We start from the raw sequence: 2,065 nt of genomic DNA, 5'->3' as shown, positions 1-2,065 counted from the left end.
AATCTTATGCCGCGTCATTTATGCCGAGATGTCCATGAATCACGGGAGTAATGCTATCAACGCGGCATAATCCAGACCTCGGCATTATGCGACATCTCATGGGCCAGAACGCAACCCGTCTGTGTCGGCGACAGGACGCGTAAGGTCATTTCGGACAGCGCAATCGCCGAGCGATGCGAATCGCCGGTCGAAAAGGCATTCACCCGGCGCTCCGGCAGCCAATACAGTGCCGGCGGCGCATCCAGCCCGGCGCGCCGGCCAAGCTCGCGCATCATCCGGGCCAGATCCGGCGCATCCCAGGTACCGATCGGCCGGGCGCGGAACATTCGCATGACCATGGCCGGCGACAGGTTGGGGATTACCACCATCAGCCCGCGGGCTATGACCGAGTTTGGGTGATGGCGGATCAAGCGGCGGCGGTTTGATCGGTATCGGCAACCTCGATGCCATCGGCGAATTTGACGCCTTGGATGACCTTGGGCAACTGATTGGCGCCCTTCAGCGAGCGCCATGTCTTTGCGGCGGCCATGATCAACTTGAAGACCATGGCCAGGGCCGTCACGTGCGACAGGCATCCCTTGGTGCGGACGGTGCGGTGGCGGACCGTGGCGAAGACGCTTTCGATCGGGTTCGTCGTCCGCAAATGCACCCAGTGCTCGGCAGGGAAGTCGTAGAATGCCAGCAATGCCTCGCGGTCACGGTTCAGGCAGTCGATGGCCGCGGGGTATTTCTTGCCGTATTTGGCAAGGAAGGCATGCAACGCGGCTATCGCGTCGGCTCGACTTTCGGCCATCCAGATCTCTTGCAGGTCCGCCTTGGCCGTCTTCTGCAGCGCTTTCGGCAGCTTGTTCAGCACATTGCAGGTCTTGTGCATCCAGCAGCGCTGATGGCGGCTCAGTGGAAACGCCTCTTCAAGCGCCTTCCAGAACCCCAGGGCGCCGTCGCCGATGCCGAGGTCCGGACCCGCAGCCAGGCCACGAGCCTTCAGATCGGTCAGCAGCTGGCGCCAGCTCTGCGTGCTTTCGCGGAAACCGGCCTGGAAGCCCACCAGCTCCTTGCGGCCCTCGGGCGTGGCTCCGATCAGAACCAGGATGCACTGCTTTTCGTCCTCCATTCGGCCCTGCAGATAAACCCCGTCCGCCCAGAGGTAGACATACCGGCGCGCCGACAGATCACGCCGGCGCCAGCGGTCGTGCTCGGCCGCCCACTCGGCTTTCAAACGCGACAGAACCTGCGCCGAAAGCGCCGGGGCGTCCTTGCCGAGCAGGGCCGACAGCGCCTCCTGAAAATCCCCGCTCGACACCCCGCGCAGATACAGAACCGGCAGGACGGCATCGACAGACCGGGTGCGGCGCGCGAAAAGCGGCAGGATCGCCGAGGTAAAGCGAATGCGCGACCCGCCATCCCCGCATCCGCGATCACGGACCTTCGGCCGTCGGAAAGAAACAGGGCCAATCCCAGTCAGGATCGAACGTTCGGGGCCGTGGCCATGGCGCACGACCCGCTGCCGGCCGTCCTCGGTCTTCAAACGCGCATGGTCCGCCAGCATGGTGTCGACCTCGGCTTCAATCGCCTGGGCCAGCAACCGCCGGGCCCCGTCGCGAAGCAGCTCGGTCAGCGGATCCTCCGATTGCCCTGGCTGACGCAAGGCGACAACGATACTCTCTGACATGGCGTATCACTCCTTTCCCGGAGATGTGGCTGGCTCGTCACCGCCACGATACGCCACCCCCTCATCGGCCCGTCACCCACTTTCCGCCATAGCCCGGTGAGCCCGCGTACGGTCGCCAGCAAACCAGAGTCGAGGAAGTGCAGCTTGGGCGTCTTGACGATGCGCTTCAGCGCGTTGGTGAACCACGGCTGCAAAGTCGCGATCAGGAACACCTGTTCAAGCAACGCAACATAACGCTGGCCCGTCTTATGGCTGACGTTAATGCCTGCCCCGAACTGCGAGTAATTGACCAACTGCCCGGAATGTTCGGCGAGCAGCCGAACGAACTTCGGAAGCTCGGTTAGTTTCTCCACTTTGGCGATGTCGCGCAGATCGCGTGTCAGGATCGAGGCC

Annotated in this window: 3 protein-coding genes; all 3 read right to left on the bottom strand. The window is 63.2% G+C overall.

The features are described 5' to 3' along the window. Positions 1 to 56: 56 nt before the first annotated feature. Positions 57 to 326, bottom strand: a complete 270-nt coding sequence (locus tag VJ897_RS04225) for a M48 family metalloprotease (protein ID WP_324053558.1) — start codon at positions 324 to 326, stop codon at positions 57 to 59. Positions 327 to 406: 80 nt separating this feature from the next. Next, on the bottom strand, positions 407 to 1,672 hold the full coding sequence (locus VJ897_RS04220) for an IS256 family transposase (protein ID WP_324053557.1): 1,266 nt from the start codon (positions 1,670 to 1,672) through the stop codon (positions 407 to 409). Beyond that, a partial coding sequence (locus tag VJ897_RS04215; protein WP_324053555.1) for a DUF4143 domain-containing protein occupies positions 1,615 to 2,065 on the bottom strand: 451 nt, incomplete at its 5' end. The genes VJ897_RS04215 and VJ897_RS04220, both read right to left, overlap by 58 nt.

The sequence above is a fragment of the Salibaculum sp. genome, assembly GCF_035270045.1.
Classification (GTDB): domain Bacteria; phylum Pseudomonadota; class Alphaproteobacteria; order Rhodobacterales; family Rhodobacteraceae; genus Salibaculum.
The sequence above is the reverse complement of the archived record's forward strand: the minus strand, read 5'-3'. Positions and strand labels throughout refer to the sequence as shown.